Genomic DNA, 16,817 nt, shown 5'->3' with positions numbered 1-16,817 from the left:
GATCATCATGACGGCTTATCAAGATCTGTGTACGTCGCTCAAAGCGACACCTAGCACATGGTTGATAACAGGGGTTGCAGGTTTTATTGGTTCAAATCTGCTCGAAACCTTGCTGAAATTAAACCAGCGTGTGGTGGGGCTAGATAACTTTGCCACAGGGCATCAGCACAATTTAGATGAAGTTCAAGGCTTGGTCAGCGCTGAACAATGGGCCAATTTTCGTTTTATGGAAGGCGATATTTGCGATCTACACACTTGTCATGCGGCATGTGCGGGCGTCGATTATGTGTTGCATCAGGCTGCACTCGGTTCTGTACCACGTTCATTAGACGACCCGATTACCACCAATAGTGTCAATATTGGCGGCTTTTTAAATATGTTGGTCGCGGCTCGAGATGCGCAGGTGAAAAGCTTTACCTATGCTGCCAGTAGCTCTACCTATGGTGATCACCCCGCATTACCTAAAGTTGAAGACAATATTGGCAAGCCGCTTTCACCCTATGCGGTTACCAAGTATGTTAATGAAATCTATGCCGATGTCTTTGCACGTAGTTATGGCTTTGAGTGTATCGGCCTGCGTTATTTTAACGTCTTTGGTCAGCGCCAAGATCCAAATGGTGCCTATGCGGCGGTTATTCCAAAATGGACTGCAGCCATGATTCAGGGCCAAGATGTGTTTATCAACGGTGATGGCGAAACCAGTCGCGATTTCTGCTTTATTGAAAATACGGTACAAGCCAATCTGTTGGCTGCAACCACCTCATCAGAAGCGGCCAAGAATCAGGTGTACAACGTGGCAGTCGGTGACCGTACCACGCTCAATCAGTTGTTTGAGGCAATTCGTAATGCACTTGCGAATAATCAGGTGCAATACGCAAAAGATGCGGTACATCGAGAGTTCCGTGCAGGAGATGTAAGACACTCTCAAGCGGATATCTCCAAAATTAGTCACTTACTGGGTTATGTACCGACACATAAATTTGCACAGGGTATTGAACAGGCCATGCAGTGGTATGTGCAGGATTTAACCTGATTTCAATGTATAAAAAGCTTCTGTCGTCGTCTGCACTGGTACTCTTAATTGGCCTGGCTGTTAGTGCATTAGGCTTTGTCAAAGAAATGCTGGTGGCCTATCACTTTGGGGTATCCAGTCAGATTGACGTGTTTTATCTGGCCTTAAGCGTTCCGCTGTATCTGGTCAGTTTATACGGCTCATCCATCAATGCCACCATTATGCCTGCCTATTTGCAGGCCAAGGCTGAGCAGGCGCAAGCGCTGTTTTTCTCCGAAATGATGGGGCTGAACCTGCTGTTTTTAGTGCTGCTCAGTGGGGTTTGTGTGGCATATAGTGTGTTGTTACAGCCATTTTTTTTGCATGCCACACCCGAAAAAAATCAGCAAATCATCACCATAGGCCTGCTGCTTGCGCCTATGATTGTGGTACAAGGTCTGACCTCTTATTTTGACAGCATTCTAAATGCCGAAAAACGAAGCCTGATCAACAATCTATTTTCGCTATTTATTCCTTTGGGCACCATTGTGCTACTCAGCATTCAGCAGATTCCTGCGGCACTGTTGCTCACCTGCGGCTGGTATTTGGGCTTTGGGCTACGTTTGGCGGGGCAGTATCTGACCTTACGCCGGCAGATCGCGTTTCAGTGGCAGCGCCCGCGTAGCGCGCTCTTTTATAAGCATCGGCCATTGATACAAGATTTTTTCTGGATTGTGTTTTCATCGGCAATTTTGGGTTTATTACCAGTCATTTCAAATTATCTGGCGGGTTATTTAGGCGATGGGCAGGTGGCGAGTTTGAACTATGCCACCAAACTGGTGTCTACGGGCCTGATGCTGGTGGGCATTATCATTAATTCGGTGTTGTTCCCGCATATTGCCGAGCAGATTGTAAAAGACTCTGCCCACGGAATTCGCGAAGGATTGAAGCTGGCGGCTTTGAGCTTTGTGGTGTTTGCGCTGTTGCTGTTGCCGCTGTATTTTTTTGTAGAGCCTATTGTCGCGCTGGTGTTCGAGCGTGGTCGCTTTAGTGCCGAAAGCACGGTACAGGTGGCCTATATTCTAAAGTATTTGCTGCTGTATATTCCGTTTTATGTGCCGTGTGTGTTGCTGTCGAGGCTTGTGGTATCGTTACGGATTTCGCGTATTTTTGTGCTCGGCAATCTCATTTCACTCATCTTGTTTTTTTTGTCGGGTGCCTACTGGATTGTGTATTTAGGCAAGGGCATAGAAAGCCTAGGCTGGGCCCTGATGCTGGTGTATATGGTATCGGCTGTGTATTTACTCACGCACATTGTGCTGTATAGGAAACGTCCGCAATGAAAAAAGTAGCCTTGATCATTCCGACTTTGGGCGGCGGCGGTGCTGAACGTACCGCGGTATTGCTGGCCAACGGTTTTGCCAATGCCGGACTGGAAACTTATGTCATTGCGGTCAATCTTGCAGGCGAAAAATCCAAACTCAAAGCCGAGTTGTCTCCTGCTGTGCATTTGGTCGATTTGGCCTGTGGTCAGGTGAAGTACATGACGCGGCCATTGGTGGCATGGCTCAAGCAGGTACAGCCCGATGCGCTGATTAGCACCATGACCCACACCAATATTATGGTGTATTGGGCAAAACAGTTATCGGGTATCACAACTCGCCTGATTTGCCGCGAAACCAGTACAGCCAGTGTGAATTTAAAACATCGTACTGGCCTAAAAAAGTGGTTGCTACAAAGCGCGATGCGCTGGGTGTATCAGCGCTGTGATGTTTTGGTTCCGGTATCGCAGGGCGTAGCCGACGATATGCAGCAGTATTTGGGTACTGCCTTGCCGAAAATACACGTGATTTACGATCCCGTGATTACGCCGGAGCTATACCAACTGGCCCAAGCAGCAGTTGAAGAGCCTTGGTTCCAGCCCGAGCGTAGCATGCCTGTGATTGTGGCGGCTGGGCGATTAACCGAAGCCAAAAATTATCCGCTGTTGCTGCATGCGTTTGCTCAGCTGATCCAGCGCACGCCGGCACATCTCTTCATTCTGGGCGAAGGTGAGCAGCGCGCTGAGTTAGAGAGCCTGATTCATACTTTAGGGCTTCAACAATATGTGGCACTGCCGGGCTTTCGTGCCAATCCATTTGCATACATGGCCAAGGCCGACGTGTATGTGATGAGCTCAAAATGGGAAGGATTACCCGGTGCGCTGATTCAGGCATTGGCTTTAAAGCTCAATATTGTGTCGACCGATTGTCCGAGTGGGCCACGTGAAATTCTGGAGCAGGGGCGCTACGGTGTTTTGGTACCCAATCAGGATCAGGCGGCACTGAGCGATGCACTGTTTAAGGTTTTACAGGGTGATATTCAGACAGATCGGGCTCAACATCCAGAACAGGTCTATGGCTTGGATGCCATTACACAGGCCTATCTGGCCCTGATTTAGGAGCGGCAGCGCATGAAGGTGTTGCATGTCATTACGAACTTTTCTGCGATGGGTGGCGCAGAGAGCATGCTCTCACGTCTGATTCAGGCACAGCCCGAGCACGAACATCATGTGATCGCGCTGATGCGGGTCAATGATATTTATCAGGCTGCACTAGATCGTTGTGCATCGGTGAAGGCATTGCACTGGAATGGCATCAATACTTTGTCTTGTTTGCTACAGTTGCGCCGGCAGATCAAAGCGCTTCAGCCAGCGTTGATCCAGTGCTGGATGTACCATGCCAATGTGCTGGTCTCGTTGGCCTGTTTGGGTTGGGCGTCGCATCCCCCCATTGTATGGGGGATTCATCACTCCTTGGCTGCGCTCAAAGATGAGTCACGCAGCACCAAACTGGCTTTACTGCTGAGTCGTCGTCTTTCGGCTCGCCCCGAGGCCATTGTATATTGTGCGCATGCCGCGGCTCAGCAGCATCAACAATTTGGGTTTCACTCGGCACGCGGCTGTGTGATTCCTAACGGAATTACACTGCAAGACTTTCATACTCAAGCCGAGCGCCACACGCCGATGGTGATTGGATTTGCCGGACGCTACCATGCTGCCAAAGGTTTCGAGTATTTATTTGCCATGATCGCGAAGCTGCAAGCGCTTCCTGTGGTCTTTCATCTGGCGGGTAAGGGCGTAGAGGCAGAGCAGCCTGAGATTGCCGCGCTGATGCAGCGCTATCAGATTGCACCGCATAAAGTGATATGCTTCGGGCCAGTCCACGATATGCCACGTTTTTACCAAGGGCTGGATCTGCTGGTGATGACCTCAATTACCGAAGGCCTACCAACGGTACTGATCGAGGCGATGGCTTCGGGTGTGCCTTGTGTGACCACCGATGTGGGCGATGCAGGCTTCATTGTGCAAGAGACTGGCTATGTGGTCCCTGCGCGTGATGTCGATGCATTGGCCGATGCAGTAACGCATTATTTTAAATTGTCCGATACAGACCAACAGATTTTAAAAACCCAAGCGCGTGCACGTGTTGCTGCACAGTTTAGTCTTGATCATGTTGCGGACCAATACGCAGCACTTTGGGCCTCTTGCCAATGAAATTTTTAATGATTAGCAGTTATTTGCCGTCGGTACTCAACTTTCGAGGCAAACTTTTAGAAGCCATTGCCGCACAAGGACATGAAGTTGTCGTGATTGCGCCCAATCATGCCGATTTCCCCGAACAAGTGACAGCACTGACACAGTTAGGCTATACGGTGCTTGAAGTTCCCATGCAGCGTACAGGCACCAATCCGCTGGCCGATCTGAACACGCTATTTGCGTTATATCGCGTGATTCGTCGGGTACAGCCAGATATGGTGTTGTCTTATACCATTAAACCCGTGATCTATGGCACATGGGCGGCATGGCTTGCTCGCGTGCCACAGCGCTTTGCTCTGATTACCGGATTGGGCTATGCATTTCAGCGTGGTGAGGGGCAGGCCAAAAGTTTGTTTCAGCGTGCTGTGCACGGCCTGTATAAAAAAGCCCTGACCTATAGCGATAAGGTTTTTTTTCAAAATCCAGACGATCTGGCACTGTTTCGACATATGAATTTGATCGAACACAATAAGCCTGCCGTGGTTGTCAATGGCTCAGGGGTTGATCTGGCTAAATTTGATCAGGTTGAATTGCCAAGACAGGCAAACGGGCAGCCGAAAGTGGCGTTTCTATTGATCGCACGCTTGCTCGGCGATAAAGGTGTGCGAGAATATGCCGCTGCTGCTGCGAAAATTAAAGCCACGCATCCCGAGATCGAATTTCATCTGGTGGGCTGGATTGACCAGAATCCGTCTGCAATTGACCAAAAAGAACTAGATCAATGGGTGCAAGAGCAACGCGTCACGTATTGGGGTAAACTCAAAGATGTTCGTCCGGCCATTGCCGCAACATCGGTCTATGTATTGCCCTCATATCGTGAAGGTACGCCACGTACCGTGCTAGAAGCCATGGCGATGGGCCGTGCCGTTATTACCACCGATGCACCGGGCTGCCGTGAAACCGTGATTGAAGGTGAAAATGGCCATCTGGTTGCAGTAAAATCGGTAGATGCGCTGGTGAATGCGATGCAGCAGTGTATCGACCAGCCAGCGCGAGTAGAAGATATGGGACAACGTTCTCGAGAAATTGCTTTAACTAAATATGATGTGCATCGGGTAAATGCACACATGCTGACCGAAATGGGTGTGAAGCCGTCATGCTAAAACGAAGCCTTGATATTGTGATTGCATCCACTGCACTGGTGGTTTTATCGCCGCTTTATCTGTATGTGGCGTATAAAGTCCGTAAAAATTTGGGCTCACCTGTACTGTTTCGTCAGACACGTCCAGGTTTGCATGGCAAACCTTTTGATATGATCAAGTTTCGCACCATGACCGATGCACGTGATGCCTCTGGGCAGCTTTTGCCCAATGATCAGCGACTCACACCCTTTGGCAAGATGCTGCGCTCGACCAGCCTAGATGAAATGCCCGAGCTATGGAATGTGATTAAAGGCGACATGAGTATTGTCGGACCGCGTCCATTGTTAATGGAATACTTGCCGCTGTATAACGAAGAGCAGGCCAAGCGGCACAATGTACGCCCGGGTATGACCGGCCATGCACAGGTCAATGGGCGTAACTCGATTAGCTGGCAGGAAAAATTTAAACTCGATACTTGGTATGTCGAGCATCAGTCGATCTGGCTTGATTTTAAAATCATGCTACAGACCGTCAAAAAGGTGCTCATTAAAGAAGGCATCAATCAGTCTGAGGCCGTGACCATGACACGATTTACCGGAAATCCAAAAGATGACGAGCGAACCCCTTAAAACGCTTTATGCCATTTATGGCGCCAGTGGTTTTGGGCGCGGTGTCATGCCGCTGGCGCGTGCCCAGTTGCAGGCGGCTGATTTAGAGAGTGCTTACGAACTGGTATTTATCGATGATGCCGAATCGGCCGAATGGGTCAATGGACACCGTGTGCTGACGTTCGATGCATTTGTGGCACTTGAAGCGACAGCGAAATATGTCTGTATTGCCATCGCCAACAGCCAGATACGTGAACGACTGGTACAAAAGCTCGAACAACACTCGCTTCAGCACTGGAGTGTATGGGCTGCGACCCAGATCCAGATGGATGATGTGCAGATTGGGCAAGGCGCCGTACTGTGCAATCATGTGCATTTCAGCTCGAATATTCGTGTAGGCGATTTCTTTCATGCCAATTATTTTAGTTATGTGGCACACGACTGTGTGATTGGCAATTACGTCACGTTTGCACCGTCGGTCAAGTGCAACGGCAATGTGCATATTGGTGATCACGCCTATATTGGTGCTGGCGCCATGCTGCGGCAGGGAACCTCCACTCGGCCATTAATGATTGGTCGTGGCGCTGTGGTGGGAATGGGGGCCGTCGTCATCGACGACGTTCCCGATGGCGCAACGGTGGTGGGTAATCCAGCCCGTATTATCAAGATATCAAGATCAGGACCTTCAGCATGTTAAATACTGCCTTCGCCCCATGGCCCAGTTTTACCCAAGAAGAAGCGGATGCAGTCTCGAATGTGCTGCTCTCCAATCGGGTCAATTACTGGACGGGTCAACATTGCCGTGATTTTGAAAAAGAATTTGCCGCATGGGCGGGCGCTGCCTACGCGGTCGCAGTTTCCAATGGCACCACTGCACTAGATTTGGCTCTAAAGGCGCTAGATATCGGTGCAGGAGACGATGTGGTGGTCACATCACGTACCTTTTTGGCTTCGGCCAGCTCGATTGTCACTGCGGGTGCCAATCCGGTTTTTGCCGATGTGGAGCTAGATTCTCAGAATATTTCTAGAGCCACCATTGAGGCTGTCATTACACCCAATACCAAAGCCATTATCTGTGTCCATCTGGCGGGATGGATGTGTGATATGGACCCGATTATGCAACTGGCACAAGAGCGCGGTATTTATGTGATTGAAGACTGTGCGCAGGCACATGGTGCATCGTATAAAGGTAAATCTGCGGGTGCAATTGGGCATATTGGTGCATGGTCGTTTTGTCAGGACAAGATTATGACCACCGGGGGTGAAGGCGGTATGGTCACCACACAAGACGAATATCTTTGGAAAAAAATGTGGGCCTATAAAGATCATGGTAAAAACTATAACAGCGTGTATCACACCCCACATCCACCCGGATTTCGCTGGTTACATGATTCCTTTGGAACCAACTGGCGTATGATGGAAATGCAAGCGGTCATTGGGCGCATTCAACTTAAACGAATGGCCGAATGGACGTTGCTGCGTACCCAAAATGCCATGCAAATTTTGGCAGCCTTTGAAAATTCGCCGTATTTTTTGGTGGTAAAACCTGCCGTCGATACAGTACATGCCTATTACAAATGTTATGTACAGGTGGTGCCAGAACAATTGCCACCGGGTTGGTCACGTGATCGAATCATGCAAGAAATTACCGCACTGGGCGTGCCGTGTTTCAGTGGTTCATGTTCTGAAGTTTATCTCGAACATGCTTTTGACCATACGCCATGGCGCCCTGCACAGCGATTGCCCAATGCACGGGCTTTAGGGGAAACCAGCCTGATGTTTTTGGTGCATCCAACCTTAACCCAAGACAATATACAGCAGACCTTGAGTGCCATTCAGCAGGTACTTGAGCAATTAGATGCTGCGTGTACGCAGACCCAGTGACCAACGCAATGGCAACTCAAATGAAAACAGGCATGGTCAAGATTTACCTCAACTACTTATCTGGACTCGGTCGTCTGCAGAAAAAAACGCTGTTGCTGCTGATCGATGCTTGTGTATTGCCACTTCTGATGTGGTTTGCGTTTGCCATTCGTTTATTTAATTATAAAACCCCAATTATGGCAGGAATGAGCTGGTGGCCGCTTCTGGTCATTGTGCTTGGGTTAGGTTGTTTGTGGTTGACGGGTGTTTATCGCGCCGTGATTCGCAGTTTTAACGAAAACTTTATTTTACGTCTGGCCTTGGCAGTCTTACTGAACATGATCGCGCTTTATGTGGTCGCCAAATTACGACTCGCCTTTGTACCGATGAGTATTCCCATCATTTTTGGGTCGCTATTGTTTGCATGGGTCTGGTGTAGTCGGGCCTGTATCCGTATTGTTATTAACAATACCTTATACAGTCATATTGAAAAAACCCGTGTTGCCATTTATGGTGCGGGCAATGCGGGCCAACAAATGGCGCTGGTGCTAGAGCGCTCTTCAAATCATATTCCGGTACTCTTTTTAGACGACCAACCGGGCTTACAAGGCCAGATGGTTCAAGGGCTGAAAGTGTATGCGCCAGATGAGTTGCTACAACTCAAACAGCGCTTTCATTTGCATGAGATTTTGCTGGCGATTCCTTCGATTGGACGTCAGCAAAAAATGAAAATTATTCAAAAGCTGGAGTCGCTGGCATTACCGGTGCGGGAAATTCCGAGTGTTGAGCAGATTATCGACGGACAACTGAGAATTTCGGATATTCGCGAAGTGGATATCGAGAGTTTGCTGGGGCGAGAGCCTGTTCCTCCCAACGTCGAACTGCTCGATAAAAATATTCGCGCTAAAGTCGTGCTGGTGACAGGAGCAGGAGGCTCAATTGGCTCAGAACTGTGTCGGCAGATTTTACAGCGCCAACCAGCATTATTGATTTTGTTTGAGCAGTCCGAATTTTCACTGTATAGCATTCATCAGGAATTACAGCAGATTGCCAGCAATGTGCTGCCGATTTTGGGCTCGGTATTTAATGAAAAAAAACTGACCCGAATTATGCAGCAGTATCAGGTACAGACGGTCTATCATGCCGCGGCTTATAAGCATGTGCCCTTGGTTGAGGCCAATCCGATAGAAGGTCTACGCAATAACAGTGTCGGGACTGCTAAAAGTTTAAATGCAGCCGTTGCTGCACAGGTAGAAACCTTTGTACTAATCTCGACCGATAAGGCGGTTCGCCCGACCAATGTGATGGGCGCATCCAAGCGTCTTGCTGAGTTGTATTGTCAGGCAGTTGCTGCCACACAGCCAAAAACCCGCATCAGTATTGTGCGTTTTGGTAATGTATTGGGCTCTTCGGGTTCGGTGGTGCCACTTTTTAAAAAGCAAATTGCAGCGGGTGGCCCGATTACTGTGACGCATCCCGAGGTAACACGCTACTTTATGACCATTCCCGAAGCGGCACTTCTGGTGATTCAGGCGGGTGCCATGGGTGAAGGGGGAGATGTATTTTTGCTTGAAATGGGTGATTCAGTCAAAATCCGAGATTTGGCTGCACAAATGATTGCCTTAAGTGGCCTTAAACTCAAAGAGCATGCCGATGATGAAGGCGATATCGAAATTCACTACACCGGTTTACGCCCGGGCGAAAAGCTTTATGAAGAGTTGTTGATTGAGCGAAGTAATGTACAGCCCACTGCTCATGAGCGAATTGTAAAGTCATTTGAAAAGCAGTTTGCATTAAATGAAATTAAGGGCCTAATGGAACTGATTCAGCATAGTTATACGCACCGAAATGATTTGGATGGCATTTTGGATCAGCTAGAATGCTATGTGGATGGTTACAAACGCAGCGATAAAGTTGTGGTGAGCTAGATCATTCTATATGTTGCAGCTTATTGTAATCATTTAGTCAAATTAAAGAATTAAATTCTCAAACCATAATTAACTCTCTATTTATGTGACTAAAAGTGTGCCGGGATAGTGCAAATAACGCTTGAACGAGCGTTATTTGTTAAGATCTAAAGATGCATAAATCCATTTTCGCTATTGAATATAAGTATTAGAAAATGTAGCCTATGCCGAGCTGAATCTATAAAAGTATAGAAATTTTTTTTGTAGATAAGTCTTTAATAAATAGAAAGTAAGATCATACTTTCCTGTAAGTTGTTTTTTTGATTACGGCATACAGCTTTTTTTTGAAATAAAATATAAGCTTACTTAAAAGGTCCAAGATGGCTTCAAGATTAAATGCATCTTATGTTTCAATTTTACAAAGATTCTCCGATGTCGTGTCCATTTACCTTGGATTGTATGTTGTCTTTAAAATTAATGGACTTCCGATCACAAATTACACATTACTGGCATTCTTAAGTATCGTCAGTATTTTTCAATTGCTGGGTGGCGTGACCGATTTTTATCGCTCTTGGCGAGGGATGAGCTTTTCAAGTGAACTTATCTCATGTGTCAAAAATATCTCGTTAAGTGTGATTTTATTTTTTCTCATTAGTGCACTATTTGTCCAAGTTAAAGCTGTCATTTTTCTAGAAGTTATGCTCCTTCTGATTGTATTTATGGGACTTTTACGTGCTTCAATTCGTCTTTTAAATTCAATATATTATAAACTTGTTAATCAATCTAAAGATATTTTGGTGATTGGTGATTCAGTTAAAGCCAGCAAACTCTTTATAGACTTAAGCCAGTCGAAATGGATTGGCTATCATGCAATTGGTCTATTTTCTTTTAACATCGATTTTGATAAAACCAATTTTCATGGTGGTATCCAAGACGCAATTGAAAAAATTCAGACCGGAGATATTCGTAAAGTCTATATCGTGATTGATCAACATAACATGAAGCAGGTTGAGTCTTTGCTGGAAATGTTGGCCGATTCGACCTGTTCTGCGGTGATTATTCCCGATCTGTTCTCTTACGATTTTCTATACTCTCGCGTGGAAGATATCAACGGAACGCCTGTAATTCCCTTATTTGATTCACGTATTGACGGAATCAATGACTTTCTCAAACGTATTGAAGATATCGTGATCGGCTCACTAATTTTAATGCTGATTTCGCCTATTCTTCTGGTTGTTTCAGTGGCCATCAAAGTGAATTCTTCAGGTCCTGTCTTCTTTAAGCAAATTCGCTATGGCCTAAATGGTAAGCCGATTTTAGTCTATAAATTTCGAACCATGAAAGTGATGGAAAATGGTGCTGTGGTCAAACAAGCCGTTAAAGATGATCCACGTGTGACTAAAGTAGGTAAATTCTTACGTAGAACATCGCTCGATGAATTGCCGCAGTTTTTTAATGTCATTTTAGGCAATATGTCGATTGTGGGACCACGTCCTCATGCTGTGGCGCATAACGAGGAATATCGTAAATTAATTCCAGGATATATGCTCCGCCATAAAGTAAAACCCGGGATTACGGGATTGGCACAGATTCGAGGCTGGCGCGGCGAAACCGATACATTAGATAAAATGGAACGTCGTATTGAGTGTGATCTTGAATACATTCGAACATGGAGTATCTGGTTAGACATCAGAATTATTTTTCTCACGATTTTTCATGGTTTTATCCATAAAGCAGCATACTAGAAAAAGATACATCATTATTTGATGTATCTTTTCATTAAAATCTAAAGTATCGATTTATCTGAATCAAAGTTTTTTAACTTAAACAAGTGAACATAATGATCAAAAAAGCAATTCTTCCAGTCGCAGGCCTAGGCACTCGATTTTTACCTGCAAGTAAGTCAATTCCCAAAGAAATGGTGACTGTGGTAGACCGCCCTGCCATTGAATATGTAGTCCGCGAAGCAGTTGAAGCTGGAATTACGCAAATTATTTTAGTGACACATTCCTCTAAAGCGTCTATCGAAAATTACTTCGATCGCAACTTTGAGCTTGAAACCACGCTCGAGATGAAAAAAAAGTATGACTTGTTGGCAGAAATTAGTCATATTGTTCCTGAAGGTGTAAGTATTGTCAGCGTTCGTCAGCCTCAACCTTTAGGTCTTGGACATGCCGTATTATGTGCCAAAAGTATTGTGGGTGAAGATGATTTTGCAGTTCTACTGCCAGATGTTTTGGTAGAAGCGAAAAATAATCAAAATGATTTGGCGCAAATGATCGCACGTTTCGATGCAGTTCATGCGGCACAAATTATGGTTGAAGCAGTGCCTGATCATTTGGTAGATCAATATGGCATTGTTGACGTAGCTCAGGCACCTCAAGAGGGCCAGAGTGAAGTAATGAAAGGAATTGTTGAAAAACCAAAACCAGATGTTGCACCATCAAATTTGTCTGTAGTGGGTCGTTACGTTTTACCGGCAAAGATTATGCAATTGTTAGAACAAACGCCTAAAGGTGCAGGCAATGAAATTCAGTTGACCGATGCAATTGCCTTGTTACAAAAGGTGGAAACTGTTGAAGCATACCGTATGCAAGGTCAAACTTTCGATTGCGGGAGTAAATTAGGTTATCTGAAAGCAGTACTCAATTATGGTATAAAACACCCACAGCTCGGGCAAGACTTTAAAAAACTGATACAAGAGCTCGATATTTAACACTTTGAAATTTCGGCGTAGATGAGAATGAAAATAGCAATTTTTGGGACCACACTTCATGCTGGCGTTATGGCTGCATTACTTGCAGAGCGCGGAAATGAAGTCCTTTGGTGTACCGATCATGATTTTACGGGCCATGAAGAGCAACTCGTCTGTCAGACCTACCAAGAGCAGGATGTCAATCGTCTGCTGCTCAAGCAACGACAAGTCGGTTTTTTAAAAGATTGTTCATTTTCATCTATTCCGCTTGATATCGAGGCCTACCTGTTTTGCTTTAGTCCAACAGAACTTGAAAAAGGCCTTGAGGTGACCCAGCGCCTTAATGCGCGCCCGATAATTCATCCGCGTTTGATGGTCAATGGTTCAACTTTTGGCTTACATGGTACCGAAAAACTCAAGCAAAACCTTCCTAAAGATCATTGGGTGTATTTCCCCGACATGATTCAGGAAGGTAATGCGATCAATAGCGTATTGAGCGTCAAGCATGTGATTGTCGGGGTAGAGTCCGATTACAGCAAAACGATCATGCATGAAATGCTTCGACCTTTTTTTCGCTTTAATCACCAATATTTGTTTATGCCGATTTTAGATGCCGAATTTACCAAACTGAGTATTTCTGGCATGTTAGCTACTCGTATCAGTTACATGAATGATCTAGCCATGGTCGCTGAGAAGCTTGGCATTGATATTGCTAACGTAAAAGAAGGTATGGGCGCAGATACCCGGATTGGATCGGCCTATTTATCTGCTGGTGTTGGTTTTGGTGGCGAGAATTTTTCGCATGACATTTTGACGCTATCAAACGTGGTTTCGGGCAGTGGAGCGAGAAGTCGCTTGCTCGAACAGGTTTGGGAGATCAATGAGCAACAAAAAGAAGTGTTGTTTCGTAAACTCTGGAATTATTATCACTGTGATCTAAAAGGTAAAGTGATTACCATTTGGGGTGCCGCGTTTAAAGAGAATACCTCTAATATTCATAATTCTCCTATTCATAGCATGTTATTGGCTTTGTGGGCGCAAGGTGCAACTGTAAAATTGCATGATCCTCAGGCACTTGAAGTGATTCAAAGCCTATATGGAAAACGTGACGATTTAATTTTGTGTGAAGATCAATATGAAGCAGCCCGTGGTGCACATGCGCTTTGCGTGTTGACGGTCTGGAAACAGTATCTCAGTTTAAATTATAAAAAACTTCAACAATTGATGGCTCACCCGTTTATTTTAGACGGACGTAATGTCTACGATCCGATCTATACAAAACAACAAGGGTTTGCCTATGAGGGTATAGGTCGATTATGAATAAGAATATCGAGCACTTTCCGAGGAAAACAGTGTTAACACCTCAACAAAAACTTGCCCAGCTGATGGATCAGCACGAAGCAGTTCATTTAAATGAATTGTTTGAAATGGAACAGGATCGTTTTACCAAGTATTGTGTAGGCTGTGACGATCTGGTCTTCGATTTTAGTAAACAACGGATTAATGCGTCGATTCTCGATGCATTGGTCGAGCTTGCTGAAGAAAAGCAGCTCAAGCAATGGATTGATACCTTATTTTCAAAAAATAAAATCAATTATACCGAGCAGCGTGAAGCCATGCATTGGGCATTACGTTTACCTGAAAATGATAAAACTTACCCAGAGCTTGCTGCACAAGTGGGTGAGCAGCTTGACCGGATGTATGATCTGGTCAATAAAATCCATGCAGGACAGTACCGCGGTGCAACAGGTGAAGTCATTCAGGATGTCGTGAATATTGGGGTTGGTGGTTCAGATCTTGGCCCTTTAATGGTCAGTCATGCGCTCTCCGACTTTAAAGTCAAAACTGCAAAACCACTCAATATTCGTTTTGTTTCCACCATGGATGGTAGTCAGCTCTCCGATATGCTGCACCAGCTACGTCCTGAAACCACCTTATTTATTGTTTCATCCAAATCGTTTGGAACCATTGATACACTTTCCAATGCACATACGGCGCGTAAATGGCTGGAAAAAGCACTCGGGCGTGAAAAAGCGGTACTTAATAGCCACTTTATCGGGGTATCGACCAAACCTGAAAAAATGACCGAATGGGGTATTCATCCAGACAAGCAACTCCTACTATGGGATTGGGTTGGAGGACGTTATTCATTATGGTCATGTATTGGTTTGCCGATTGCGCTGACTATTGGCGTTGAGGGTTTTAAAGCGTTCCTCGACGGTGCACACAATATTGATCAGCATTTTCAGAACACCGAATTTTCTCAAAATCTTCCGGTTTTGATGGGATTAATTGGGGTATGGAATACCAATTATCTCAAGCTAAATACCCATGCTGTTTTACCCTATGATGGTCGCCTGAAATACTTTACTTCGTACCTGCAACAGCTGGAAATGGAATCGAACGGTAAATCCACTCAGCGTAATGGCCATAAAGTAGAACATACCACTTGTCCAATTGTATGGGGTGAAGTTGGACCGAATGCGCAACATGCCTTTTATCAGTTGCTGCATCAGGGCACACATTCGGTGAGCTGTGACTTTATTGCGCCGATCAAACGTTATAATGCCAACCACTTTACCTATGCCAAAACTGCCGATACGCTGATTGATCAGCACTTACTGGCGCTATCGAACTGTCTGGCGCAATCACGCTTACTGGCATTTGGTAATCAGGTGCTCAATCCTGAAGAACTCGAACAGCTTCCTGCCTATAAACAGTATGAAGGTAATCAGCCAAGTACCACCATGCTGTTAAAAGAGCTGTCACCTCGAACCATGGGTAAATTGATTGCGTTGTATGAACATAAAGTATTTGTACAATCGGTCATTTGGGACATCAATCCATTTGACCAATGGGGCGTCGAAAAAGGCAAAGAAATTGCCAATGAACTGTTGCCGATTTTAAATGGGCAAACGGCGGAAGTCACACATTTGGATGCATCAACACAAGGGTTGATCGAGTTTTTGTTGGAAAAAACAGATGGCTAAAATTTTGGTAACGGGTGGCGCGGGCTATATTGGCTCGCATACCTGTGTGGAGCTGCTTCAGGCGCATCACGATGTTGTGGTATTGGATAATCTGTCTAACAGCTCACGTGAAGCGTTGGTACGTGTAGAAGCGCTCGCAGGAAAATCGCTGGAGTTTGTTGAAGGAGATATCCGAGACAGTCAAATACTGGATCAGGTGTTTAAACAGTTTCAAATCGACGCCGTGATTCATTTTGCCGGACTCAAAGCCGTCGGTGAAAGCCAGCAAATTCCGCTGACTTATTTTGACAATAATATTGCTGGAAGTATTCACCTGGTCGATGCTATGGCGCGTGCAGGTGTATTTAAACTGGTCTTTAGCTCGTCTGCAACGGTATATGATGAAGCCAATAGCTCGCCGTTAAACGAAGATATGCCAACAGGCATGCCATCGAATAATTATGGCTATACCAAATTGATTGTTGAGCAAATGCTACAAAAGCTAGCATTGGCCGATGCTCGCTGGTCGATTGCCCTGTTGCGGTATTTTAATCCGGTGGGGGCACACTCAAGTGGCCGTATTGGTGAAGATCCGCAGGGGATTCCAAACAATTTAATGCCTTATGTCACGCAAGTGGCGGTTGGTCGACGTGAAAAACTGTCGATTTTTGGACAGGATTATGACACGGCCGATGGTACAGGCGTACGTGATTATATTCATGTGGTCGATCTGGCGAATGCGCATTTATGTGCGCTCAATAACCGTTTGAATGCTCAAGGTTGCCGAGCGTGGAATATTGGAACGGGGCAAGGCTCTTCGGTACTTGAGGTGAAAAATACCTTTGAACAGGTCAATGGCGTGCCCATTGCATTTGAATTTGCACCGCGTCGTGAAGGTGATGTGGCGACATCGTTCGCCGATAATCAGCGTGCGATGAATGAACTGGACTGGGCACCCAAATACACACTTGAAGATATGCTTAAAGACAGCTGGAACTGGCAAAAACAGAATCCTCAAGGTTATTAAATCTTCGTTTTTAATTCAGCTTTTTGAATGACCCCGAAGGATGGTGGTCATTCATGGCGTGTGTATAATAGCCTCAATCCGAATTTGTAGTGGCGATT

General features: G+C 45.7%; 14 protein-coding genes. All 14 read left to right on the top strand.

The genetic code is table 11. The features are described 5' to 3' along the window. The first annotated feature begins 7 nt into the window (after positions 1-7). The gene (locus L2096_RS11210) at positions 8-1,033 is read left to right on the top strand and encodes an NAD-dependent epimerase/dehydratase family protein (RefSeq protein ID WP_250365427.1); all 1,026 of its coding nucleotides are present in this window, start codon (positions 8-10) and stop codon (positions 1,031-1,033) included. A gap of 5 nt (positions 1,034-1,038) precedes the next feature. Beyond that, positions 1,039-2,334, top strand: a complete 1,296-nt coding sequence (locus tag L2096_RS11205; RefSeq protein WP_250365426.1) for a lipid II flippase MurJ — start codon at positions 1,039-1,041, stop codon at positions 2,332-2,334. Then, positions 2,331-3,431 carry a glycosyltransferase gene (locus L2096_RS11200; RefSeq protein WP_250365425.1) on the top strand — a complete coding sequence of 367 codons (1,101 nt, stop codon included), beginning with the start codon at positions 2,331-2,333 and terminating at the stop codon, positions 3,429-3,431. Before L2096_RS11205 ends, L2096_RS11200 begins: the two co-directional genes overlap by 4 nt. 12 nt (positions 3,432-3,443) lie before the next feature. Next, positions 3,444-4,526, top strand: coding sequence for a glycosyltransferase (locus L2096_RS11195; RefSeq protein ID WP_250365424.1), 1,083 nt, complete (start codon positions 3,444-3,446; stop codon positions 4,524-4,526). Continuing rightward, the gene (locus L2096_RS11190) at positions 4,523-5,671 is read left to right on the top strand and encodes a glycosyltransferase family 4 protein (RefSeq protein ID WP_250365423.1); all 1,149 of its coding nucleotides are present in this window, start codon (positions 4,523-4,525) and stop codon (positions 5,669-5,671) included. The genes L2096_RS11195 and L2096_RS11190 overlap by 4 nt, the downstream gene beginning before the upstream one ends. Further along, on the top strand, positions 5,665-6,279 hold the full coding sequence (locus tag L2096_RS11185; protein ID WP_004941746.1) for a sugar transferase: 615 nt from the start codon (positions 5,665-5,667) through the stop codon (positions 6,277-6,279). Before L2096_RS11190 ends, L2096_RS11185 begins: the two co-directional genes overlap by 7 nt. Then, a complete protein-coding gene (locus L2096_RS11180) occupies positions 6,260-6,955 on the top strand; it encodes an acetyltransferase (protein WP_004944365.1) in 696 nt (231 codons plus the stop codon). The genes L2096_RS11185 and L2096_RS11180 overlap by 20 nt, the downstream gene beginning before the upstream one ends. Next, positions 6,949-8,142 (top strand): DegT/DnrJ/EryC1/StrS family aminotransferase, encoded by a 1,194-nt coding sequence (locus tag L2096_RS11175; RefSeq protein ID WP_250365422.1) that lies wholly within the window; start codon positions 6,949-6,951, stop codon positions 8,140-8,142. Before L2096_RS11180 ends, L2096_RS11175 begins: the two co-directional genes overlap by 7 nt. 32 nt (positions 8,143-8,174) lie before the next feature. Further along, positions 8,175-10,049, top strand: a complete 1,875-nt coding sequence (locus L2096_RS11170; RefSeq protein WP_048763228.1) for a polysaccharide biosynthesis protein — start codon at positions 8,175-8,177, stop codon at positions 10,047-10,049. 416 nt (positions 10,050-10,465) lie between these two features. Beyond that, positions 10,466-11,773, top strand: coding sequence for an undecaprenyl-phosphate glucose phosphotransferase (locus L2096_RS11165; RefSeq protein ID WP_250365421.1), 1,308 nt, complete (start codon positions 10,466-10,468; stop codon positions 11,771-11,773). A 95-nt stretch (positions 11,774-11,868) separates the two neighbouring features. Next, complete coding sequence (gene galU, locus L2096_RS11160; protein WP_048763202.1) at positions 11,869-12,744, top strand: UTP--glucose-1-phosphate uridylyltransferase GalU; 876 nt, start codon at positions 11,869-11,871, stop codon at positions 12,742-12,744. A gap of 27 nt (positions 12,745-12,771) precedes the next feature. Next, a complete protein-coding gene (locus L2096_RS11155) occupies positions 12,772-14,043 on the top strand; it encodes a nucleotide sugar dehydrogenase (RefSeq protein ID WP_151867625.1) in 1,272 nt (423 codons plus the stop codon). After that, entirely contained in the window at positions 14,040-15,713 is a 1,674-nt protein-coding gene (pgi, locus tag L2096_RS11150; RefSeq protein ID WP_004941722.1) for a glucose-6-phosphate isomerase, read from the top strand. The genes L2096_RS11155 and pgi overlap by 4 nt, the downstream gene beginning before the upstream one ends. Beyond that, the gene (gene galE / locus L2096_RS11145; protein ID WP_250365420.1) at positions 15,706-16,719 is read left to right on the top strand and encodes a UDP-glucose 4-epimerase GalE; all 1,014 of its coding nucleotides are present in this window, start codon (positions 15,706-15,708) and stop codon (positions 16,717-16,719) included. Before pgi ends, galE begins: the two co-directional genes overlap by 8 nt. The last annotated feature ends 98 nt before the right edge of the window (positions 16,720-16,817 follow it).

Origin of the sequence: Acinetobacter sp. ACZLY 512, from assembly GCF_023614015.1 — a bacterium.
Taxonomy (GTDB): domain Bacteria; phylum Pseudomonadota; class Gammaproteobacteria; order Pseudomonadales; family Moraxellaceae; genus Acinetobacter; species Acinetobacter soli.
The sequence above is the reverse complement of the archived record's forward strand: the minus strand, read 5'-3'. Positions and strand labels throughout refer to the sequence as shown.

Bases quoted from the DNA above. Each gene is read 5' to 3' on its own strand.
- L2096_RS11205 (WP_250365426.1), top strand. From the start codon at position 1,039: ATGTATAAAAAGCTTCTGTCGTCGTCTGCACTGGTACTCTTAATTGGC.
- L2096_RS11180 (WP_004944365.1), top strand. From the start codon at position 6,260: ATGACGAGCGAACCCCTTAAAACGCTTTATGCCATTTATGGCGCCAGT.
- L2096_RS11200 (WP_250365425.1), top strand. From the start codon at position 2,331: ATGAAAAAAGTAGCCTTGATCATTCCGACTTTGGGCGGCGGCGGTGCT.
- L2096_RS11210 (WP_250365427.1), top strand. From the start codon at position 8: ATGACGGCTTATCAAGATCTGTGTACGTCGCTCAAAGCGACACCTAGC.
- L2096_RS11155 (WP_151867625.1), top strand. From the start codon at position 12,772: ATGAAAATAGCAATTTTTGGGACCACACTTCATGCTGGCGTTATGGCT.
- L2096_RS11185 (WP_004941746.1), top strand. From the start codon at position 5,665: ATGCTAAAACGAAGCCTTGATATTGTGATTGCATCCACTGCACTGGTG.
- galE (WP_250365420.1), top strand. From the start codon at position 15,706: ATGGCTAAAATTTTGGTAACGGGTGGCGCGGGCTATATTGGCTCGCAT.
- pgi (WP_004941722.1), top strand. From the start codon at position 14,040: ATGAATAAGAATATCGAGCACTTTCCGAGGAAAACAGTGTTAACACCT.
- L2096_RS11195 (WP_250365424.1), top strand. From the start codon at position 3,444: ATGAAGGTGTTGCATGTCATTACGAACTTTTCTGCGATGGGTGGCGCA.
- L2096_RS11175 (WP_250365422.1), top strand. From the start codon at position 6,949: ATGTTAAATACTGCCTTCGCCCCATGGCCCAGTTTTACCCAAGAAGAA.
- L2096_RS11170 (WP_048763228.1), top strand. From the start codon at position 8,175: ATGGTCAAGATTTACCTCAACTACTTATCTGGACTCGGTCGTCTGCAG.
- galU (WP_048763202.1), top strand. From the start codon at position 11,869: ATGATCAAAAAAGCAATTCTTCCAGTCGCAGGCCTAGGCACTCGATTT.
- L2096_RS11190 (WP_250365423.1), top strand. From the start codon at position 4,523: ATGAAATTTTTAATGATTAGCAGTTATTTGCCGTCGGTACTCAACTTT.